16 protein-coding genes are annotated in these 14,526 nt (G+C 66.8%); 4 read left to right on the top strand and 12 right to left on the bottom strand.

From position 1 onward, the window contains the following. Positions 1 to 90: 90 nt before the first annotated feature. The 4 genes from EPL00_RS05615 to EPL00_RS05600 form a co-directional block, all read right to left on the bottom strand. Positions 91 to 1,440 carry a phosphopentomutase/phosphoglucosamine mutase gene (locus tag EPL00_RS05615; protein ID WP_135851426.1) on the bottom strand — a complete coding sequence of 450 codons (1,350 nt, stop codon included), beginning with the start codon at positions 1,438 to 1,440 and terminating at the stop codon, positions 91 to 93. 355 nt (positions 1,441 to 1,795) lie between these two features. Continuing rightward, complete coding sequence (locus EPL00_RS05610) at positions 1,796 to 2,269, bottom strand: DUF5793 family protein (protein WP_135851427.1); 474 nt, start codon at positions 2,267 to 2,269, stop codon at positions 1,796 to 1,798. 143 nt (positions 2,270 to 2,412) lie between these two features. Next, positions 2,413 to 2,565, bottom strand: coding sequence for a hypothetical protein (locus tag EPL00_RS05605; protein ID WP_162224155.1), 153 nt, complete (start codon positions 2,563 to 2,565; stop codon positions 2,413 to 2,415). 130 nt (positions 2,566 to 2,695) lie between these two features. Continuing rightward, the gene (locus EPL00_RS05600; protein WP_135851428.1) at positions 2,696 to 3,196 is read right to left on the bottom strand and encodes a DUF7549 family protein; all 501 of its coding nucleotides are present in this window, start codon (positions 3,194 to 3,196) and stop codon (positions 2,696 to 2,698) included. Positions 3,197 to 3,651: 455 nt separating this feature from the next. Between EPL00_RS05600 and EPL00_RS05595 the strand changes: the two genes are divergently transcribed. Next, positions 3,652 to 5,310: a type II/IV secretion system ATPase subunit gene (locus tag EPL00_RS05595; protein WP_135851429.1), complete on the top strand. Its 1,659-nt coding sequence runs from the start codon at positions 3,652 to 3,654 to the stop codon at positions 5,308 to 5,310. Beyond that, complete coding sequence (locus EPL00_RS05590; protein WP_135851430.1) at positions 5,310 to 7,469, top strand: type II secretion system F family protein; 2,160 nt, start codon at positions 5,310 to 5,312, stop codon at positions 7,467 to 7,469. Before EPL00_RS05595 ends, EPL00_RS05590 begins: the two co-directional genes overlap by 1 nt. Positions 7,470 to 7,514: 45 nt before the next feature. On the opposite strand, the gene EPL00_RS05585 is transcribed toward EPL00_RS05590, so the two are convergent. Both EPL00_RS05585 and EPL00_RS05580 read right to left on the bottom strand, forming a co-directional pair. Continuing rightward, positions 7,515 to 7,913, bottom strand: a complete 399-nt coding sequence (locus EPL00_RS05585; RefSeq protein WP_135851431.1) for a universal stress protein — start codon at positions 7,911 to 7,913, stop codon at positions 7,515 to 7,517. Between the two features lie 93 nt (positions 7,914 to 8,006). Beyond that, entirely contained in the window at positions 8,007 to 8,276 is a 270-nt protein-coding gene (locus EPL00_RS05580) for a DUF7520 family protein (protein ID WP_135851432.1), read from the bottom strand. A 143-nt stretch (positions 8,277 to 8,419) separates the two neighbouring features. On the opposite strand from EPL00_RS05580, the gene EPL00_RS05575 reads away from it, so the two are divergent. After that, positions 8,420 to 9,304, top strand: a complete 885-nt coding sequence (locus tag EPL00_RS05575; protein WP_135851433.1) for an SDR family oxidoreductase — start codon at positions 8,420 to 8,422, stop codon at positions 9,302 to 9,304. Positions 9,305 to 9,380: 76 nt separating this feature from the next. On the opposite strand, the gene EPL00_RS05570 is transcribed toward EPL00_RS05575, so the two are convergent. The 5 genes from EPL00_RS05570 to EPL00_RS05550 form a co-directional block, all read right to left on the bottom strand. Further along, entirely contained in the window at positions 9,381 to 11,120 is a 1,740-nt protein-coding gene (locus EPL00_RS05570; RefSeq protein WP_135852457.1) for a cbb3-type cytochrome c oxidase subunit I, read from the bottom strand. 183 nt (positions 11,121 to 11,303) lie between these two features. Then, positions 11,304 to 11,534 (bottom strand): DUF6684 family protein, encoded by a 231-nt coding sequence (locus EPL00_RS05565; RefSeq protein WP_135851434.1) that lies wholly within the window; start codon positions 11,532 to 11,534, stop codon positions 11,304 to 11,306. Between the two features lie 103 nt (positions 11,535 to 11,637). Further along, positions 11,638 to 11,997, bottom strand: a complete 360-nt coding sequence (locus EPL00_RS05560; RefSeq protein ID WP_135851435.1) for a DUF7541 family protein — start codon at positions 11,995 to 11,997, stop codon at positions 11,638 to 11,640. Between the two features lie 93 nt (positions 11,998 to 12,090). Continuing rightward, the gene (locus EPL00_RS05555; protein ID WP_135851436.1) at positions 12,091 to 12,405 is read right to left on the bottom strand and encodes a C2H2-type zinc finger protein; all 315 of its coding nucleotides are present in this window, start codon (positions 12,403 to 12,405) and stop codon (positions 12,091 to 12,093) included. Positions 12,406 to 12,409: 4 nt separating this feature from the next. After that, complete coding sequence (locus EPL00_RS05550; RefSeq protein ID WP_238398125.1) at positions 12,410 to 13,840, bottom strand: hypothetical protein; 1,431 nt, start codon at positions 13,838 to 13,840, stop codon at positions 12,410 to 12,412. Positions 13,841 to 14,043: 203 nt separating this feature from the next. On the opposite strand from EPL00_RS05550, the gene EPL00_RS05545 reads away from it, so the two are divergent. Next, a complete protein-coding gene (locus tag EPL00_RS05545; protein ID WP_135851437.1) occupies positions 14,044 to 14,262 on the top strand; it encodes a hypothetical protein in 219 nt (72 codons plus the stop codon). Here the strand turns inward: EPL00_RS05545 and EPL00_RS05540 are convergent, their stop codons facing one another. Beyond that, entirely contained in the window at positions 14,263 to 14,526 is a 264-nt protein-coding gene (locus EPL00_RS05540; protein WP_135851438.1) for an MTH865 family protein, read from the bottom strand. It abuts the gene before it with no gap.

Here is a 14,526-nt window from a genome sequence, read left to right as displayed (position 1 = left end):
TCGTTCGAGATTCGCCCCGAGTCGTCTCGCTCAAGACTACCCGAGAATCGTCCCACCCGAGACCCCCCGAGGAGCGTCTCGTTCGGGGCGTCAGGACTCCGCCTCGACGGCCTCCTCGACGGCCTCGCTGGCGGTCGCCACCAGCGCGTCCACGTCGTCGCTCTCGGCGTAGACGCGGACGTAGGGTTCGGTGCCGCTCGGTCGGACCAACACCCACGAGGCGTCGGGGAGGGTCGCGCGGACGCCGTACTCGGTCGCCACTTCGGCGTCGGAAAAGGCCTCGGGAATCGCGGTCTCCAGTCGCTCCATCACGGCCGCCTTCGCGTCGTCGGGACACGAGACGCTGACCTTCCGGTACGGTCGCTCGGTGACGGGTTCGCGCAGGGGCGCGAGACCGTCCGCGTCGGCGACGAGTCGGGAGATGACGGCCGCGCTGGTCACGCCGTCTATCCACCCGCCGAACTGCGTGTGGACGTGCTTCCACGGTTCGGCCGCGAAGACGACCTCGGTGTCGTCGCGGGCCGCGGCGATGCCCTCGTGGAGCGCCCCGAGGCGGACGCGTTCGACGCGACCCCCGGCCTCCTCGACCTGCTCGTCGATTCGCCCCGAGGCGTTGGGCGTCGTCACGACCACGGGGTCGCCCGCGTCGCTCCCGTCGGTGTAGTGGGCCGCGAGGAGGGCGACCACGGTGTCCTCGTGGACGACCTCGCCGTCGCCGTCCACGATGACGATGCGGTCGGCGTCGCCGTCGTGGCCGATGCCGAGGTCTGCCTCGGGGTCCTCACGAAGAAACTCCCGGAGGTCTTCGAGCGTCTCGGGGGTCGGCTTGCTCTCGCGGCCGGGGAAGTGACCGTCCACGTTGGCGTTCAGGGTGACGACCTCCGCACCGAGCGCCCGGAGGACTTGGGGCGTCGCCACGGCGGCCATCCCGTTGCCGCAATCGACCACGACGCGCAGGCCGTCGAGGGGTGCGCCCTGTTGCTGGGCGTACTCGATTACGGCGTCGCGGTAGTCGTCGAGGACGCTCACGCGCTCGCTGTCGCCCCACCGGTCCCATCCGACGGACGGGTCGTCGGCCGCGACGCGCTCCTCGACGGTCCGCTCGGCGTCCCGGTCGTACTCCTCGCCGTCCACGAACAGTTTGATGCCGTTGTCGGTCGGCGGGTTGTGGCTGGCGGTCAGCATCGCGCCGCGGCGACCCCGCGAGGCGTAGGCGAGCGCCGGAGTCGGAAGCTGGCCCGCCCGGCGAACGTCCGCGCCCGCGCTCTCCAGTCCGGCCTCCATCGCGGCCGCGAGGGCCGACCCCGTCTCGCGGCCGTCTCGGGCGACGACGAACTCCTCGCCATCGCGTCCGGCGGCCCGCCCGACTGCCAGCGCGAGTTCCGGCGTCACCGTATCGACTGCGCTCCCGCGGATGCCCGCGGTCCCGAAGAGAGTCATACTGCCACGTGACGCCCGCGGGCACTTAGCTTTCCGCGATTCGGCGCGGCGGGCGCGGCGACCGCGGCGCTCGGCGCGCGAGGCGACGCCGAGGGCGTTCGGTCGAATCCCAAGGAAAGATATACTCCCGTCCGACATACCTCAAGACATGGAGCTACCGGACATCACCGACCCGCAAGGGCTGTTCGACATCGTTCTCTGGGGTATCGTACTACTGGCCGCCGTCGGTCTCGCGTACATGGTACTGTTCGGGACCTTCTGAGCGGTTCGGCGAACCGAGCAGGAGCTACCGGACTGTCGATTTTCGGAGTGGTCAGATGGAGGTGAGCTGTCGCCGACGAGCGGCGGCAGGGACTCAGAGTTCGACGCCGCTCGGGATGAGACTGTGCTGGCGAAGGAGGTTCCCCTCGTCGTTGTAGACGAGGAACGTACTCTTGTCGTACTCCACGAGGTCGTCGCCGTTGATGCTTATCTCGACGTGGTAGCGGCCGTCCATGTCCCCGGTGGATTTCCCGTACTTACGGGCCGCGGTGATGAACTTCAACACGTCGTCGGCGTCCTCGTTGAGTTCCAGCACGAAATCACCCGTGATGCGGTTCGTAACGCTGACGACGCCCGTGGTGTCGTCGTCGTCCACGGGACCCTGAAGCCGGAAGGCCACGTCGGTCTCCTCGGCGTCGAGCAGTTCGTCGTCTGTCCCCGTGAGGCGCTCGCGGAGCGTCGAGGAGGGACCCTCGAAGTCTATCATTACCGTCGGTTTCTTGGCTTCGGCGTCCTCCTCGACCCAATCGACGTTCCGAACCTCCAGCGTGAAGTAGTCGCGCCTCATTCCGTACCACCACCTACGGCCCGGCGCGTCATGAACGTAACGCCACTGGCAGGACGCCGACGACTCGAAGAAAGTCGTGCTTTCTCGCGGACTCGTCGCCCCATCGCCGCGCTACCCGAGCGATTCGTCGCCCCATCGCCGCGCTACCCGAGGAGAACGAGTAGCAGAAAGAAGGCCACGAGAAATCCGACGAGGACCAGTATCGCCTTCACCCCGTCGGTCAGTAGCGGCGAGTTGTTCTCTCCCGTGATGTCGCCGTCCATCCCGCCGAATCCGCCACCGCCGTCTCCGTCCATGTTCGGCCGGTCAACTGTCTCGGGTATAAGTTTTCTGTAGCTCCGCGACGACTAATTCGGCCGACGGACCGACAGGCGTCGCGGAGCGACGCGCGCCGACCGCAACCGACCGAACCCAACTGATCGGAACTCACTCTCGGCGCGCGAGGAGCAACGTCCCGCCGAACAGGTAGAGGAACGCGACCCCGACCGGAATCGGCAGGCCGGGGAACCCGCGGGTCCAGAGCAACCACGTCGCCGCCGAGAGGACGACGCCCGCCAGCCCGAGGAGAACCCCCATCGCCGCCACCGGGTCGGTGAGCGATTCGACGCGCTCCTCGTACCGGTAGAGGAGGACGCTCAGTACCACGGCCGCGCCGACGAGGGCCGCGCCGACGGTCCACGCTTGGTAGGCGGCCGCTATCGACTGGCCCTCCTGATAAGCGAGCGCGCCGAGGGGCGTCCGGACCGCGACGGCCTCCGAGATGTCGATGCCGAAGACGTACCGCACCTGAACGAACGGGAAGCGGACGAACAGAACGCTCCCGAGACCGTCGAGCGTCGAGTAGGTGACGTTCCACGGGAGGAGCGCCGAGAGCCACGCCGCCACCACTGCCAACTCGCCCGCGTACTCCGACCGAACCCAGACCATGCGCGAGACACCGAAAGCGGGGGAGTAAAAACTACCGGGACGGGCGAGAAGGGGAATCGTCCGTCGGTCGGGAAAGAACGGTAGTTCGACTGGTGACGCCACTACCCGTACAGCGACTACCGGCTACACAGGAATCGGAAACAGCACTGAAGCCGACTCGAAGGAGTCACCGCACGGCACAGCACCGCGAGAGCCACACCCTCCCCAACCGATTGCGGTCCTCGGCCGAAGGCCTGCGGTCCTCATCCCTCGCGTGGAAAGGCGCGACACGCAGAGCGGTCGCGCCCGCACGCGCCGGGATGAAAGATTGGAAGTCGCTTGACCGCTGGAACTCGCCCGACGCCGACGCTCAGTTCCGGTCGTCGCGTGACCGATAATTTAAGTACCGTCGCTGTGACGTGGGGCGTGAACCCTCGCGGGCGCGCGACCGCCGTTCCCGCCCGCGATTCACTACCATGTCTCAGTCGCCTCTCTCCGAGTGGACCGACGACGTGCGGATTCGCATCCGGGAGTTCCAGCGGACGCTCCGCCGGACCGCCGAGGTCTTCCGGGGGACCACCGTCGAGGCCGACGAGTACGACCCCGCGGAACACGGCCCGCTGGTGACGTTCTCCGGACTGACCGGCTACGACGAAATCGAACGCTACTGGGTGGACGCGCCGTTCGCGTTCGTCTCCATCAACTACGACGACGTGGAGAACGAGTACCTGTACCACGTCGTGGAACCCGAGCTAGACGACCTCGAAACCGAACTGCTCGACCGGCTGTTCTCCGACATCCGCGACTCGCTCATCCACCGCCGGGAGACCCGCGCCGACACCGACGACGCCGCCACCGCCGAGGCCGTGCTGAAAGACGAACTCGAAGAACTCCTCTCGATGTACGGCGTCGAGGTGGAGGCCGCGAGCTTCTACCGGCTCTTTTATTACCTCTTCCGGTCGTTCCGCGGGTTCGGGAAGTTGGACCCGCTGATGGCCGACCCCCACATCGAGGACATCTCGTGTGACGGCTACGACTTGCCGCTGTTCGTCTACCACGACGAGTACACCGACATCGAGACCAACGTCGTCTACGCCGAGGAGGAACTGGACAACCTCGTCGTGCGCCTCGCCCAGCAGTCGGGTCGCCACGTCAGCATCGGCGACCCCGTGGTCGAGACCACCCTTCCCGACGGCTCGCGCGCGGAGTTGGCCCTCGGCGAGGAGGTCACTCCTCGGGGGTCGGCGTTCACGATTCGGAAGTACGCCGACGAGCCGTTCACGCCCATCGACTTGGTTGAGTACGGCACCTTCTCGCTCGACCAAATGGCGTACCTCTGGCTCGCCATCGAGTCGAACAAGTCGCTCGTGTTCGCGGGCGGGACCGCCTCGGGCAAGACCACCTCGATGAACGCCATCTCGATGTTCATCCCGCCGCGCTCGAAGGTGCTGACTATCGAGGACACCCGCGAGTTGGCGCTGTACCACGACAACTGGCTGTCGTCGGTCACGCGCGAGCGCCGGGGCGAGAGCGCCGACATCACGATGTACGACCTGCTTCGCTCCGCACTGCGCCACCGCCCGGAGTACATCGTCGTCGGCGAGGTCCGCGGCGAGGAGGCCATGACCCTCTTTCAGGCGATGAACACGGGCCACACGACCTACTCCACGATGCACGCCGACTCGGTGCAGACGGTCATCAACCGCCTCGAAAACGAACCCATCAACGTCCCGCGGGCGATGATTCAGAGCCTCGACATCCTGTCGGTTCAGACGCTGACCTACGTCGGCGACGAGCGCGTGCGCCGCAACCGCGTGCTGGCCGAAATCGAGGGCATCGACCAGCGGACCGGCGACTTGGACTACTCGACGACGTTCTCGTGGAACGCCACCGAGGACACCTTCCGGAACAACGACAGCAACGTCTTGGACGAGATTCAGGACGAGCGGGGGTGGTCCCGGAGCGAACTCCTCGAAGAACTCCGCGACCGCGAGCGAGTCCTCCAGTACCTCCGCGAACGGGGCGTCTCGGACTACCGGCGGTTCACCGCGATGATAAACGAGTACTACTCTCACCCCGAGCGCGTGCTGGACACCATCGAGTTGGACACCGAGGTCTCGACCGGGTTCGACTGATGTGGGGGTTCCTGCCGCTCCTCGCGGTACTCGCGTTCGCGGCCCCGGTCGCGCTCGCGCCGGTATCGCGCCGGGCCGACCGGCTCCTCGTCTTTCTGGCGCTGACCGCTTTCGGCGGGTGGGTCTCCGAGCGCGGGCGGCGACAGACCGTCCGCAGGCGACTCCTCCAGTCGGTCCACTCCGCCGAGACCTACCGGATGTTCGCGGCCAAGACGCTGTTGTACACCGGCTACGCCGCGGTGGTAGGGAGCATCGTCGGCGTCTACGTCGTCGCGGGCGTGCTGGCAATTTTGCGCGTCTCGCCCGAGGAGATGCGGGCGACCTTACCCGGACAACTCGACTTCCTCGCCGGATTGCTGGTCTTGCCGAACCTCTCTGCGGGGCAACTGTTCGCCATCCTGCTGGCGAGTAGCACGACGCTCGGGGTCGCGTCGGGTGCCCTGACCTACTGGCTCCGGTGGGAGAACCTCTCGTACCGGGCGAACGCCCGCGAGCGCAAGATAGACGAGAGTCTAGCCCGGACCGTGGCGTTCGTCTACGCCCTCTCGCGGTCCGGGATGGCGTTCCCCGAGATTCTGCGCACGCTGGCCGGGAACCGGGAGGTGTTCGGCGAGGCCGCCGACGAAGTCGCGGTCGCGGTCAAGGCGATGGACTACGCCGGACTCGACATGCTGTCGGCCATCGAACGCCTCGCCGACCGCACCCCCAGCGAGAAGTTCGGCGAGTTCGCCGACAACCTCGCCAGCGTCCTCCAGAGCGGCCAGAGCATCTCGTCGTACCTCGACACCCAGTACGAGCGATATCAGGAGGACGCCGAGGCCCAACAGGAGTCGTTCCTCGAACTGCTCGCCACGCTCGCGGAGGGGTACGTCTCGGTGTTCGTCGTCGCGCCGCTACTCTTCATCACCATCCTCGTCATCATGGGGCTGATGGCGCTGGGCGACACCCTGCCGCTCCTCCGGATGCTGGCGTACTTCGCCATCCCGCTGGCGAACGTCGGGTTCGTGATATACCTCGACAGCATCACCGAATCGCTCCGCGCGAGTCGCGAGGAGCGCGACATCGACCTCGCGGCCGCGGCGCTCGCGGGCGTCCGACGCACGGACGCGCCCACGGCCGAGCGGTCGGGCGTCGAGCGGCCGGACGAGACTCCAGCGCTGTCCGACGGCGGCCCGACCGCCACGGTCGGCGACTCCGCCGACTCCGATTCGCCCGCCGACCCGGCGGTCCTGAACTTCGAGCGCCTCGACGCCTTCGAGGAGGTCCGCTGGTTCCGGGAGGCGCTGTCGGACCCGGTTCGGACCCTGCGGGAGAACCCCGACGTGGTCCTCTACGCGACGCTCCCGGTCGGCCTCCTCTCGATTCTCGTCCGGTCGTGGCCCCACCTCGCGGCCGGGACGCTCACGCTCCGGGTCTTCGACGACTTCGCGGTGCAAGCCGCGCTGTTCGTCGTCGGGTCGTTCGCCCTCGTGCAGGAACTCCACCGGCGGCGCATCGCCGCCATCGAGGCGGCGGTCCCGGACTTCCTCGACCGCCTCGCCAGCGTGAACGAGGCCGGGATGTCGGTGGTCGAGAGCCTCGAACGCGTCGCCAGAAGCGACCTCGGGGCGTTGGACGCCGAGGCCGGGCGGCTCTGGACCGACATCGAGTGGGGCGTGGACGCCGAGACCGCGCTCTACCGCTTCGAGGACCGCCTCGACACGCCGACCATCACGCGGACGGTCACGCTCATCGCCAACGCGATGGCCGCAAGCGGCGACATCGCGCGGGTCCTCCGCATCGCGGCCGACGACGCACAAGACACGCGGCGACTCAAGCGCAAGCGCCGCCAAGAGATGCTGACCTACCTCGTCATCATCTACCTCTCGTTCGTCGTCTTCCTCGTCATCGTCGGCGCGCTCAACAGCATCCTCATCCCGAACCTGCCGACCGACGCCGCCGCGCCCGCGACCGGTCCGGCCAGCACCGGCCCGCTCTCGGGCATCTCGGAGGTCGATACCGAGGCCTACACCTTGCTGTTCTTCCACACCTCGCTGGTGCAGGCGGTCTGCTCCGGGCTTGTCGCCGGACAGATGGGCGAGGGGAGCGTCCGGAACGGCGCGAAGCACGCGACGGTCCTGCTCGCGGTCGCCTACGCGGTGTTCCTCTTCCTGCCGTAGCTCGCTCTCTGACGACGACCGCGAGCGAGGAGGTCCCCGAACGTCTCACTCCGTCTCGCCACCGGTCACGAGGACCGGCCGGTCGGCCTGCAGAATTACGGACTGGGAGACGCTCCCGAAGATGGCCTTGCCCGCGGGCGAGCGGTTCCGACCGCCGACGCAGATGCAGTCGGCGTCCTCCGCCTCGGCGAAGTCCAGCACCGCCGCGGCGGGGTCGCCCGACCGCTCGGCGACTTCGACCTCGATACCCTCGTTTTCGAGGAGTTCCTCGGCGCGCCGAACCGACCCGACCTGCGTCGCCGACGCGCCGCCGGGGTTCTCCGTGAAGACGTGAAGTAGCGTCACGTGGACCTCCTCGGCGGCCTTCGGGAGGTCGGCGACTGCGCTGGCCTGTCTGCGCGCCCGGTCGGTCTCCTCGTCCACGGCGATGACGACGTGGTACATGGTCACATGGACGGGAAACGTGGTCTTAGATGTTCGCCTCCGTGCGGAGGTTCGACAATAGGTTGTGACAGGGTCGAGCGTCGCTTTCGCCGGTCAGGTCTCGTCGACGCTCTCGGCGTCGGCGACCTCCGAGACGAGGACGACCAACCCGAGCGGAATCCCGAGCGCGATACCGACCGTGACGACGCCGTAGACGGCGAGACCGAGCGGCGTCGGCTGTAGCTCGACTAGCCCGAGGAGCTTCACCGGCGTCAGGTCCTCCGGTCCGATAGCCCCGAGGACGGCACCGATAGCGCCGGTGATGGCGACGATGACGAAGTAGAACCCGACGACGAACGACCGTCCGCGGAACGTCTCGCTCACGACCGAACGTCGGAACGGCGGAAGGATTAGCCTTTTCATCCGTACGCCCTACCCTCTAGTATGACCGAGAAAGACATGCTGGCCTACATCCTCGGCGGCATCGCCGTGTTGATGTTCACGATGGGTATCGTACTGGCGGTGACGTGACCCGAGCCGATTCGAACTCGGAGACGGGTCGCCTCCTCGTAACGGGCGCGACCGGGACCGTCGGGTCGCACGTCGTGAGCGCGCTCGCGGACCGCGACGAATCGATTCTCGCAGGCGTGCGCGACCCCGCGAGCGCCGCCGACCGATTCGCCGAGGAGGTCGAACTCGCGGCGTTCGACTTCGAGCGACCCGAGACGTGGGGCGAGGCGCTGGCGGGCGCGGACCGACTCTTCCTGATGCGTCCGCCCGCGGTGTCTGACGTGAAGCGCCACATCACGCCGTTCGTGGACGCCGCGATTCGAACCGGCGTCGAACACGTCGTCTACCTGTCGGTCGTCGGCGCGGAGAAAAACCCCTTGCTCCCCCACCGAAAGGTGGAGCGCCACCTCGAATCGGCCGACGTGGCCCACACCTTCCTGCGGGCCTCCTTCTTCATGCAGAATCTGAACGAGGTCCACCGCGAGGAGATAGTCGAGCGCGACGAGATATTCGTCCCCGCGGGCGACGGCGCGACGAGTTTCGTGGACGCCCGCGACGTGGGCGAGGTCGCCGCCGTCGCGCTGACCGAACCGGGCCACCGCAACCGCGCCTACGACGTGACCGGTCCCGCCGCGCTCACCTACCGGCAGGTCGCCGGGGTGTTCGGCGCGGTCCTCGACCGCGGTATCGAGTACGCCGACCCCTCGATTCCCGAGTTCGCGTGGCACATGCGCCGCCGCGGGTTCGACTGGCCCTACGTCGCCGTGATGGTCGGTATCTACACCACCGCGCGGCTCGGTCTCGCCGACCGCGTGACCGACGACGCGTCGCGGGTACTGGGCAGAGACCCCCGGACGCTCCGAGAGTACGTCGCCGACTACGCCGACGAGTTCCGGCGGTAGACGACCGCGGTTTTCGGGATAGCGGACGCTATTCCACAGAAAATAACGGAAAAACGATTGGAGTCGATTGTTCGTCTTATTCGTCTTCGACAGCCTCGCCGCCGTCGGTGGCGACCTCCTCGCCGCCGTCGGTGAGGGCCGTCTCGCGCTTGCGCTCGAACCACGCCCACTCCTTGGTCTTCATGCCGTCCTCCTCGAGGTCCCACGGGTCGCCGCTGCCCACGAGGGGACCTTCGAGCCACGAGGTCAGCAGGTTGTAGACGAAGATGAGCTGACCGAAGCCCATGATGAACGCGCCGACCGTCGCGATGAGGTGGAGGTCGGTGAACATCGAGACCAACGCGTCGTTGCTGAAGACGTAGGTCGCGTAACGCCGGGGCATCCCGCCGTAGCCGAGGATGAGCATGGCGATGAACGTCACGTTACTGCCGATCATCGTCAGCCAGAAGTGCCACTTCGCGAGGGTGCGCTGGTACATCCGACCGGTGTAGAGCGGGAACCAGTAGTAGATGCCCGCGAAGCCAGCCACCGCGATAGCGCCCATGACGATGAAGTGGAAGTGCCCGACGACGTAGTAGGTGTCGTGCAGCACGAGGTCAACCGGAATCGACGCGAGGAACACGCCCGTCACGCCGCCGATGATGAAGTTCTGGACGAACCCGATGCAGAACAGCATCGGCGCGGTCAGACGGAGCTTCCCGTTCCACATCGTCGTAATCCAGTTGAACGTCTTCACGGCGGATGGGACCGCGATTGCTAAGGAGACCGCCATGAAGCTCGCCCGGATGCGCGGGTCGATACCCGTCGAGAACATGTGGTGTGCCCACACGCCGAACGAGAGGACGCCGATTGCCAGCGTCGAGTAGACGACGAACTTGAACCCGAACAGCTTCCGGCCGGAGAACCGCGGAAGGATGAGACTCACCAGTCCCATCGGCGGGAGGACGAGGATGTAGACCTCCGGGTGGCCGAAGAACCAGAACAGGTGTTGCCAGAGGATGGGACCGCCGCCTTCGGCCGCGAAGAACACCGTGCCGAAGTTACGGTCCAGCAGGAGCATGACGAGCGCGCTCCCCAGCAGGGGGAACGAGAACAGGATGAGGCCCGACTGGGTGATCATCGTCCACGAGAAGATGTCGAGGCTCTCCCAGCCGACCTCCTCGCCGCGCTCGGTGAAGATGGTCGCGATGAAGTTGATGGCTCCCATCGTCGCCGAAACCCCCGAAAGATGCAGTCCCAGCAACATCAGGTCCACGCCGGGGTTGGTCTGCTCGACCGACAGCGGCGTGTACATCGTCCACGAGGTCTGGGCGGGGTCGATGGTCTCGGTCAGCGACGCCAGCGGGAACCCGGCCCAGATGAGGATGGCCGCGGGCGGGAGCAACCAGAACGCGATGGCGTTGATGCGGGGGAACGCCATGTCGTCCGCGCCGATGAGGAGGGGCACGAAGTAGTTGCCGAACGCCGCGATGATGGGCGTCCCGAACAGGAACAGCATCGTGATGCCGTGAGTCGTCAGCAGGGCGTTGTAGAAGTTCGCCCCGATGAAGTTCTCGGCGGCCGTCGCCAGTTCCGCGCGCATCAGCAGGACGGCGATGCCGCCCCAACTGAACGCGACGAGACCGTACAGTCCGTAGAGGATACCGATGTCCTTGTGGTCGACAGTCGTTAGCCAACGCACGATTCCGGCAGGCTTCTCGCTGTGAGCCTGCCCAGTCTTTTCGCCGACGTACCCGCCGCCCGCGAGGGGCCTGTAGGAGCGCCAGTCCTCCATCCGCGAGAGGAACGTGGCGACCCCGAACAGGAGCAGCCCCATGACGACGGTGAGTGCGATTTGCCCGGCTTCTACCATACGCGTCCGTCAGGACTACAAGGTAAAGAAAGGTTAGGATACGCCGCCGGGGCGTCGGGTAGTTTCGTGATAACTAATTACAAACTTCGCGGAGAGCAGTCGGGGAACTGTCGTGAATAGACGTGTCCGACGAAGGAAACGACCGACTTACTCGCCCGACTCCGCGGACTCGATGAGGTCGGCCGCGATGTAAGTCAGGTACGCCAGCAGGACGAGCGGGACGACCAACAGCGCGAACGCGACCGCGGAGGTCAAGCCTTCGATGGCCCACGGGGAGCTGACCGTGAACAACACGATAAAAAAGCCGATGATGAAGAGCGGGATGATGTTGACCGAGATGTCGAGCCACGTCTCCCGTTCGAAGATGGGGGTTGCCATAGGCGACGTTACTCACGGGGGTCCCAAATAGGTTGCCGATTCGAGTCGGCCGCGCGGGCCGCGCTACGCCGCGTCTGGTCGGCCTCGGGCGCGGCGGGTCGCGTCAGACCGCCTTCGGTTGCCAGAACGACCCGAAGATGCCACCGAAGAGGAAGATGACGCCGCCGACGAGGATGGCGACTCCTCGGAGGTGGACCGAACCGGTCGTGAAGTAGGCGATAGCGCCGCCCAACGCGAGACACAGCACCGACGCCGTGACCAGTCCCTTCCACGGGTCGGCGATGTATCCCGACTCGCGGAGGATGCCGACGACGCTCCCGACGAACAGCAGGAGTCCGCCGACCGCGACGGGGAACAGCGGCCAGACGATGCCGACCTCGAAGATGGCGAGACCGAAGGCGACGAACAGCGGCCACGGACTCGCCTTGCGGTACTCGTCGCTCAGTCCGGGTTGCTCGTCCATACCCACGACTCAGGGGAGTAGCGACTAAAGGGCACCGCTCCGGGTTCGCGGGGGTTTAAGCCGTCGTCCGAACGTCTTCGTGGCGACAGGAACTCAGACAGGGACGAGCGTCAGCACGCTGTAGGGGTCGTTGCTCTGCCACGAGTAGACGAAGAGGAACGCGAAGTACACGACGACGAGGAGACCGAGCAACTTCAGGCGGAAGACGCGCAGGTCGTCGTTCTCGTCTCGGTAGGTGTCCCGAAACTGTTCGCGGCGCTCGTCGTCGAGGCGCTCCCAGTGGTCGATGCCCTCGTGGAGGACGAGGAGTCGGTCGCTCTCTAGGGGGCGGCCGCAGTGGGGACACTCGGCTGGCGATTCGCCCGGCGGAACGTCGGTCTCGTAGGTCGGGGTCGGTCGGTCGGTCATGAGTTCAGACGAACGGCGGTGCGGCGCTCGGTGCGGAGACTATCCAGAGGCTCGTCATGGTGTAGAGGACCATCACGACGACGAAGGGATACTGGCTCCGGACCGCCTGCAACCGGCCCGGAAACACCTCGTACGCGCTCGCGTGTGCGACCCAGACCGCCAGCAGGTGCCCCAACAGGACGAACGCCACTGCGAGCATCCCGAACCACCCCGGCAGAGTGACGACGGAGGGGTTGATGGGCGGAGACAGCGGGTTCGACAGCGCCGACACGAGCGCGGGCGACAGCGAGACGAACAACCCGAGGAAGTGCGCGAGGTGGTAGCCCGCCGCGATGGGCAACAACGACGCCGCGAACCGACGCGCGATGGCCTCGGACGTGAGGTAGGTGTCGGCGGTCCGGCGCGCGAACCGCGAGGCGAGCCGCCACGCACCCAGAAACAGCGCGTAGCCAGCGAGGAGTGCCGCCGGGTACAGCACGACCGGCGGGAGGCCAGCGCCGACGACCCAGTTCGCCGCGTCCACCCAGAGGGGCGTCCCGACGAACCCGTCGTAGGTCGTGACCCAGAGAATCGCCACGACGAAGGCCACGCCGTCCCGGCCGTCGTCGGGGAGCGGGTCGGTCAGCGCCGCGCCCGGCGGTCGGAGTTCCAGCCCGGTCGCGCGGACCTTCTCGTCGGTCGAGCCCTCCTCGTCGTCGCTCGCTCGCTGAATCGGCGCGACACGGCCGTAGTACCGAAAGAGGCGCGCTATCGGGTCCACTTTTCCGAACCACGCATCGGGGCCGAAGACGAGCGCACCGGCCAGCGTGACGACCGAGTAGCCGACGATGACCCACGACAGCAGGCGCGGGTCGTCGGCCAGCGGGCTGACGACTTCGAGCCAGACCAGTCCGAGGAGGCCGACGACGCTGGGCCACGCGCCCAGTCGCTCGGGGTACTCGCGGTCGAGCGTCGGCACCCACTCGGCGACGGCGCGCCACGGGTTCAGCGCGGGCCAACTGTTGCCCACGAGGTAGACCGTGGCGACGTAGCCCGCCCACCAGCCCACCCAGACGACCAGAATCGCGGCGTTGCGAAACATCGTCTCCGGGCCGAGGAAGCCGACCGCGACGATGCCCAGCAGGGCGACGACCGAGAGGACGCGGGTCAGCGTCACCGCGGCGTCGAGTGGCGCGCCAGCGACTCGCCGCCAGCCGTGGACCGCGCGGATGAACGCCCGATCGGTGACGAAGCTGGCCAGCAGGAACGACGCGCCGACGACGCCGCCGCCGGTCAGCAGGAACAGCCACGTCGGGACCGCGAGGCTTCCCGCGGCCGCACGCAGGCCTCCTCCGTGGCCGAGGGCCGTCCCGGTGAACGCGGTTCCGACCGAGAGCGTCCCCGCGACGAACGCGAGCGCGGCGCGCACGAGGAGTCGAACGTTCGACCGTCTCATCGGTTGCCCTTGGGACGGTCGGAACTTGTCGCTTCCGGACCGTCCGAGGTCGGGCGGGGCGGAGAAATCCCGATAGCGGCGGGGCAATTCCGACGAGGGAGTCGGATGGCCCAGCACAGTTTTATGGGCCGATGTGGTACGGGGCGTCGGGGGAGAGTTACGTGGAACGACAAGGTACACCGACAGGTCCCGGAGAGCGCAACGTGAACGAATCAGTCGAAGCCGCCGACCAGCCAGACGACATCGCGGAGATGGACATCACGGAGCCGACCGTGACGTGGCTCGAAGTGTCCCATCCCCAACAGCCGATTCCCATCGGCGAGAAGGACCGTGTTCTCGACAGTCACTTCAACGAGCAGTACGACGTGTGGGAAGTGCTACTGGTCGCGCTTCCCGACGAGGACGAGGAAGAAGACGAGTAGTTAAATCATATCCTTCTGCTTCAGTCCCTCGATGAGGTCGTCCACGAGGGAATCCACGTCGTCGTAGGGGAAGTCCTGCGTGTCGGACATCTTCGTGGACAGCTCCATCGCGGTGAAGCTCACGTCGCCAGCCTCGAAGCGCGTGCCCGGCCCGTTCGGGAGCGCGGGGACGAGGTCCATCGGGTTGCTGACGGGGAAGTCTGCGCCCTCGAAGGCGTCGGTGAACTGTTCGCGGAGTTCGGCTTCGGTTTCTTCGTCTGCCAT

The sequence above is a fragment of the Halorussus salinus genome (assembly GCF_004765815.2).
GTDB lineage: Archaea > Halobacteriota > Halobacteria > Halobacteriales > Haladaptataceae > Halorussus > Halorussus salinus.
The sequence above is the reverse complement of the archived record's forward strand: the minus strand, read 5'-3'. Positions and strand labels throughout refer to the sequence as shown.

Coding starts and splice junctions, on each gene's coding strand:
- EPL00_RS05565 (WP_135851434.1), bottom strand. CDS start 11,534: ATGGCAACCCCCATCTTCGAACGGGAGACGTGGCTCGACATCTCGGTC.
- EPL00_RS05585 (WP_135851431.1), bottom strand. CDS start 7,913: ATGTACCACGTCGTCATCGCCGTGGACGAGGAGACCGACCGGGCGCGC.
- EPL00_RS05590 (WP_135851430.1), top strand. CDS start 5,310: ATGTGGGGGTTCCTGCCGCTCCTCGCGGTACTCGCGTTCGCGGCCCCG.
- EPL00_RS05600 (WP_135851428.1), bottom strand. CDS start 3,196: ATGGTCTGGGTTCGGTCGGAGTACGCGGGCGAGTTGGCAGTGGTGGCG.
- EPL00_RS05555 (WP_135851436.1), bottom strand. CDS start 12,405: ATGACCGACCGACCGACCCCGACCTACGAGACCGACGTTCCGCCGGGC.
- EPL00_RS05560 (WP_135851435.1), bottom strand. CDS start 11,997: ATGGACGAGCAACCCGGACTGAGCGACGAGTACCGCAAGGCGAGTCCG.
- EPL00_RS05615 (WP_135851426.1), bottom strand. CDS start 1,440: ATGACTCTCTTCGGGACCGCGGGCATCCGCGGGAGCGCAGTCGATACG.
- EPL00_RS05595 (WP_135851429.1), top strand. CDS start 3,652: ATGTCTCAGTCGCCTCTCTCCGAGTGGACCGACGACGTGCGGATTCGC.
- EPL00_RS05570 (WP_135852457.1), bottom strand. CDS start 11,120: ATGGGGCTGCTCCTGTTCGGGGTCGCCACGTTCCTCTCGCGGATGGAG.
- EPL00_RS05610 (WP_135851427.1), bottom strand. CDS start 2,269: ATGAGGCGCGACTACTTCACGCTGGAGGTTCGGAACGTCGATTGGGTC.
- EPL00_RS05605 (WP_162224155.1), bottom strand. CDS start 2,565: ATGGACGGAGACGGCGGTGGCGGATTCGGCGGGATGGACGGCGACATC.
- EPL00_RS05550 (WP_238398125.1), bottom strand. CDS start 13,840: ATGAGACGGTCGAACGTTCGACTCCTCGTGCGCGCCGCGCTCGCGTTC.
- EPL00_RS05540 (WP_135851438.1), bottom strand. CDS start 14,526: ATGGCAGACGAAGAAACCGAAGCCGAACTCCGCGAACAGTTCACCGAC.